The 5,852-nt window shown below is 45.5% G+C and carries 5 protein-coding genes; 3 read left to right on the top strand and 2 right to left on the bottom strand.

From position 1 onward, the window contains the following. The first annotated feature begins 57 nt into the window (after positions 1–57). From BEI65_RS25775 to BEI65_RS25765, 3 genes are read left to right on the top strand one after another with little or no spacing between them, the layout of a single operon-like run. The gene (locus BEI65_RS25775; protein WP_099065650.1) at positions 58–1,893 is read left to right on the top strand and encodes a type IV secretory system conjugative DNA transfer family protein; all 1,836 of its coding nucleotides are present in this window, start codon (positions 58–60) and stop codon (positions 1,891–1,893) included. A gap of 9 nt (positions 1,894–1,902) precedes the next feature. Beyond that, positions 1,903–2,649 carry a MobC family replication-relaxation protein gene (mobC, locus tag BEI65_RS25770; protein WP_040118352.1) on the top strand — a complete coding sequence of 249 codons (747 nt, stop codon included), beginning with the start codon at positions 1,903–1,905 and terminating at the stop codon, positions 2,647–2,649. Then, positions 2,642–3,163: a phospholipase D family protein gene (locus BEI65_RS25765; protein WP_099065649.1), complete on the top strand. Its 522-nt coding sequence runs from the start codon at positions 2,642–2,644 to the stop codon at positions 3,161–3,163. Before mobC ends, BEI65_RS25765 begins: the two co-directional genes overlap by 8 nt. A 44-nt stretch (positions 3,164–3,207) precedes the next feature. Here BEI65_RS25765 and BEI65_RS25760 read toward each other — a convergent pair whose 3' ends face one another. Next, entirely contained in the window at positions 3,208–3,942 is a 735-nt protein-coding gene (locus BEI65_RS25760) for a hypothetical protein (protein WP_040118354.1), read from the bottom strand. A gap of 608 nt (positions 3,943–4,550) precedes the next feature. Next, positions 4,551–5,501, bottom strand: a complete 951-nt coding sequence (locus BEI65_RS25755) for an ArdC family protein (RefSeq protein ID WP_099065648.1) — start codon at positions 5,499–5,501, stop codon at positions 4,551–4,553. Positions 5,502–5,852 lie beyond the last annotated feature (351 nt).

Genomic DNA, 5,852 nt, shown 5'->3' with positions numbered 1-5,852 from the left:
TCACCGAGTGGATTCACCGAGATAGCTCACCGAAAGAAACCATTTAAAGGTTAAGACATGCTTAATAAAATCACAGAGAAGCTAATGCCCATAGTCGATAACGCCACGGCGTTCTTCGGCTATATGCAACAACATCAGCTATTATTAGCCTTGTTATCAGGATTGACGTTACCCTTTATTGTCCCGCTAAATCGGGATGAGCATGAAAAAGCGCCAATATGGCAACGCATTATTATCTGCTTTTCACTCTTATGCTTTATTTTTGGCACAATATCACCGGCCACCTCTTACGTACTTCGCTTTCTATACCCGGCAAGACTGGAAGTAAGTACGCCAGTAATTTTGTGGGCGATATTGATTTCATTTACTGTGGTCGGCGTGATATTTCATTACGTTGCACGCCGCGTTCTCTCACCAGAGATTGACAAGCTCAAAAGGAAAATGGTTAAAAAAACCAGTCTGGAAAGAAATACGCGTACTGATGTGCGCGAAATAAAAGCATTGCTTCCCACAACTGAAAAATATGACCCTGAGCAATTCATTGATTTAACAAAAGGCGTTTTTATTGGACTCAATGAAAAAAGAGAACCTCAATATATTCCGCTCAGTGACTGGCAAAAACAACATGCCGATGTCATTGGTACTACGGGCGCAGGTAAAGGGGTTGCAACAGGATTACTTATTTATCAAAGTATTTTAGCCGGTGAAGGCGTTTTTGAAATGGACCCCAAAAATGATGAATGGGCACCTCACTTAATAAGGAAAGCATGTGAAGATGCAGGAAAACCATTCTACCTAATTGACTTAAACAGGCCGGAATATCAGCTAAACCTTATTGATGGTATTACAGCAGAACATTTAGAGGAACTTTTTATTGCTGGGTTTAGCCTGGCAGAAAAAGGCGAGGCCGCCGACTTCTATCGTATCGACGACCGCAGAGCTGCACGCGCTACTGCACAATTAATTAATGAAAACCCAACCGCTACGATCCGCGATTTATTCAACAGCGATTTTGTGCAAAGCATTGCCGAAACGATTAAAGGATTCTTCGGTAAAATAGAGGAGCTGGCCTTATTAAACTCCATCAATGCGCCGGAAGGATTGGCATTAAAAAAGATTTTTGACGACGGCGGTTGCTGTTACATCATCGGTTCGATGCGCAACAGCAAAGTGATCGCAACTCAACGCATGATTTTAGTTCGGTTAATGCAGCTTGCTGAGTTACGCGACAGAATCAATACCACGCCACGCCCGATTGCTATTCACCTAGCCGAACTAAAATACCATTTATCACGGCCTGCACTTGAGGGTTTAGGCGCTGCCCGAGATAAAGGCGTGCATATCATTATGGATCACCAGTCCGTTGCCGACCTCCGCGACTGCCCCGCCGATTTAAACGGCGACGCCGTGGTGGGTGCCGTAGTGGAAAACGCCAAATTTAAACTGGTGTATAAACTGCAAGACCCCGACACCGCGTTATGGGTGGCGAAAATGTCCGGTACGATTTTAGTGGACGATGAAAGTCGCAAAGCAAAAACCAATCGGGTACTGACCGAAGTAATAGACGACGAGCGCACAATCCGACAGGCGGAGCGTTTTTATATCGACAGCAACATGCTGTTAAACCTGCCTCCGTTCGTCAGCTATATTTTCACGGCCACAGAGTTGCCCCGAGCCTCCCTTATCTCACCCTTGAAAGTGAAAAAACAGCCGCTACAGGTTTATGACGTCACGCCGATCACACCCATCTCGATTAAAAAGCCGCTCGATTTTACTGAAGCACCCGCAACCCAGACGGCACCCGTTTTAGTGGCGGCAGAAAAAAACAGAACAGCCGAGTTAGCGCCGGTTGAGCCGGTTGTTGAAACGTCTTCTTTTGATTTTGATGAATAAGGGAATGCCATGTTGATAAGTAGCGATAAAGAACGCAAAGGCCGTAACAGTGAAAAAATGGCACAGCTTCTTAATTTTTTGAAAGAAGAAACCTACAGCGATTTTGACACGCTAAAACAACTCTTTAGGTATAAGGCACATCAACCACTTTACCTTCTGCTCGATAAACTGGAAGGAATGGGGCTTATTCAAAAATATGTTTTCGTCTCTCGCCTCGGCAGTCTCACGCTGTGGGGAATAACCCAGGATGGGATCGCCGTTGTACTCAGCCCCGAAGACAAGATTTTCCCCGCCCGATTTGAACCGGCGAAGTTAAAAGGCTGGAGCCTCGATCACCATCTGGATAATCAACTGGTACACCTTACGCTGGCACAAAAAGGCGCGATGGACTGGATTAACGGAGACCGTAACACCTTTTTAAATCAGTTTAAGGTGAAGCACCGGCCTGACGGATTAATCACGCTGCCAAATGGCAAACGGATCGCCATTGAAACGGAACGTAGCTTAAAAACAAAAGCCCGCTATCAGCAAATTATCGCCAGCCACCTGAGAGCGAGAACAGAAAATCTCTGGTTTTTCGTGTTCTACATCGTGCCGGATGAACAAAAGAAACGGGCATTAATGCTGCTGTTCGACACGATAAAACAGGTTATCGAAAACAGCCAACATGTCACGCTGGAAGCAAAGCACCGCAACGTGTTCCGCTTTTATACAATGGATGAACTAAAATCCCTGGAATTAAATAACTATGCGTAAATCAATCCTTTTCGCGTTGGTCTTAACCCTTTCCCCGCCAGTGATGGCTACTTTAACTGTGGGTTTTTCTCCCGCCACCACAGATCAGCAAAGCGCCTTAGAAGTGGTGTTAAGCACTATCAATGGCGCAAAGCGTAGCGTGGATGTTGCGGCTTACAGCTTCACCAGTAAGCCAATTGCGGCGGCGCTCGTCGCCGCAAAAAATCGTGGTGTATCAGTCCGGGTTGTAGCCGATGAGAAGGCCAACAATGACAGATACACTGCTGTTACGTTTCTGGCTAATCAGAGTGTGCCGGTTCGCCTTAATGCGCGTTACGCCATCATGCACAATAAGTTTATGGTGGTGGATGGTGACACGGTGCAAACCGGCTCATTCAATTACACCGCCAGCGCTAACAGTCGTAATGCTGAAAATGCGCTACTGGTGCAGAACGCCCCGGCACTGGCGGGAACGTATCAGGCTGAGTTCAACCGGCTTTGGAGTGAATCAATAGCTCAAACCAGCCATTACTAAAAAATGCAGATATCATTGAAGCCCTTCGCCATCGATGGGCTTCATCAGAAATAATCACTAAGCAATTGTTCTTTCCAATCATCTTTATCACTTGAGAGATAATGAGGTTTCCATTCCAAGATCTCCCAACCACAAACCAAAAACTTAATGGAGAAACGTTCATCGTAATTACCAATTGAGTTTGAACCTACACTTACTTTTTCAACCAATCCTACCGAATTAAGAAACGCAATAGCAACCATAATCTCTTGATATGAAAGGCGTAACTTATCTTTAATCGTTTTTAAGGTTACAGCTGAGTACACCTTACCGCCTGACCTGATCATTAGTAGATAAATAAAAATTTTCAGAGAGTTTAACTCAAGAATATTTCTATTACTCATTGATTCAAAAGCAGTTATCCTACCATTTTCATCCACAAGGCCTTTATAAGGGAGTTTGCACCAATGGCCGTAAGATGTATGGAAAGGTGCTGGTACACGTTTCTTATCCTCTAGCTTACAGTTGAGTAAGATGTAGCGTTTTTTCCTCTCTCCGAGAGTCTCAATCACCCCGGTTGATTCGAGATAACGCAATCCTTCGCTGATCAACCTCCGACTCAATGAGCAAAGTTGAGTGAACTGGTCATAAGTTATTGAAGCGCTATACCCTCCCTGGTCATCCACTTCGGATTTCAAACAAAGAAGAATAAAAATTTTCAAGGATGCCACCCCAGTGGAAACCTTGTTTTTCTTTATATTTTTCAGAACATTACAATCCCTCATTACATAATAAGGCATTGGTTTCCATAAGGGAGTCATATCAACGACCTGAGACTAAGAAGTAAACAAGCATAAGGACTGTCGTACATAAAATTAGTCGACAAAGATTGTCAGAGATTTTCGCGACTCGCTCCAGTAATTTTACCTTATTTTCTAAAGACATAAGCATTCTCCATAAATTTTCATCGTTGCGTTTTTACGAAGTATGCCCCTTTACTTAAAAGACTATAAGTCTTTTAAGTAAAGTCTTTCTAGAAGAAAAGAAATAACATATCACATTAATATCAATTAGTTAGCATTGAATTATAGTTCACGAAGTTACTGTTATAGTTCATTAATAATAAAAATTCGAAGCCCTGAACAGGAAGGCTTCACCGTTCAACCGGCGAAAGGCCATTATTCAATGAATTTGAACTCTCTTTCTCCTCTTCCCGCGTTACCCACAACTCTACAATCGAACCCATAACGGCTTGTCCCGCCGTTAAGGGCGCTCCCGTTTGCTGGGATGGCTTGGCTGCCTCCCAGCTCACTGGCTATTTCTCATGTAGATTTGTGGATAACGCTTCCTCATGTGTCCTACTTCAGAAAACCATTATTAATAGCCCCATTGCGGGGCTGTTTACTCCTTAAAAATCCATCAAATAGCGGTGTGCTTTAGAAGCGGCACTTGCAGCTTTAAAAATAAAGCGCTTGTCACCTTTCAACGCTTCCAGCCAGGAGGCTATGTAATTTTCGTGCTGTACTTCCCCGTAAATACTCAGATCAGCCATTAAAAATGCGCTTCCCAGCTCCGCGATCAGTTCTTCAAAGGCATATCCCGCAGATCCAAACTTCCCACCCTTCTCACGGTTTAAACGGTTTTTTGCTCCGCTCCAGTGAACAAGTTCATGCAAGCCGGTAGCGTAAAAATTTGCTGCATCAGTAAAGAGATGACGCTCTGGCATCCAGATCTCATCTGTTGATGGTCTGAAAAAAGCCTGTTGGCCACGCTCAGTAATTTTCGCGCCTGTACGCTGGAACAGTGCTTCAACTTGCGGCAGCGGATCGAATTCTGCCACCGGCTGCGGTGCGGTTTTTTCTTCCAGAGTCAGCCCTTCTATTTGTTCAGCGTTAAAAACGGTGAATGATTTCAGCATTGGGATTTTTTCAACCTCACCCGCCTCGGTTTCCTTCTCAAGCATCTTGTAAAAAATGGCCGTTGTACCCTTCTCCCCCTTGCGAACCTGAGCGCCCAACTCCTGAGCTTGTTTGTAAGTCAACCAGCGGGAATCTGTGAAGCCCTGCGCTGCTGCGCTGTACCACAGCATCATGATATTAATTCCGCTGTAGCTTGTGCCGGTGGTGAAGTTTGACGGAATACCTGACACCGCACCATTACGCTTCCACGGACACACCCACGGCTTAACCCCCGTTTCTAACGCTTCGATGATGCTGTCAGTCACAACCTGGTAAACATCTGGTTTGGCTTTGCCTTTAGAAAATTTCGTTTTTGAGGAGCCTGACTGCTCCAGCGGGGATGCGCTGGTCGCCGGTGCGGGATTAGGGACGCTTGTTTGGGTATGCAGGTTCATAGTCATGGTTGTTTCTCCGTCAGTGTGAATTTCGTCTTCGTATCGCCTGACGGTTCGGCCTCCCCGGAGTCGTTCTGGCCAGCAAGGGCGCGAAGCGGCTATGCATTACCTTGCTGACCAGGTTGTGACGGGTAACGATTACCGGAAGCTGATATGAAGAAGAAAGACTCACAGGAGAAAATGACGGCGAGCATACTCGAACTTAGCGCCCCTTATGCCGTAGCGGTGAAATGCCGTTGTGTCAGCGATGGAAGCCCGGAGGGGTGAAACAGCTCGCTTGGCTCAATGCGGAAGCACGACGTAGCGCCCGGACACCACAGACATGAATAATGACTTGTGGGTAATGACTCCAACTTA

Source organism: Serratia sp. BW106 (genome assembly GCF_002607755.1).
Lineage (GTDB): Bacteria > Pseudomonadota > Gammaproteobacteria > Enterobacterales > Enterobacteriaceae > Serratia > Serratia proteamaculans.
Note: the sequence above shows the minus strand (reverse complement) of the source record. Positions and strands in the feature narration are given on the sequence as shown.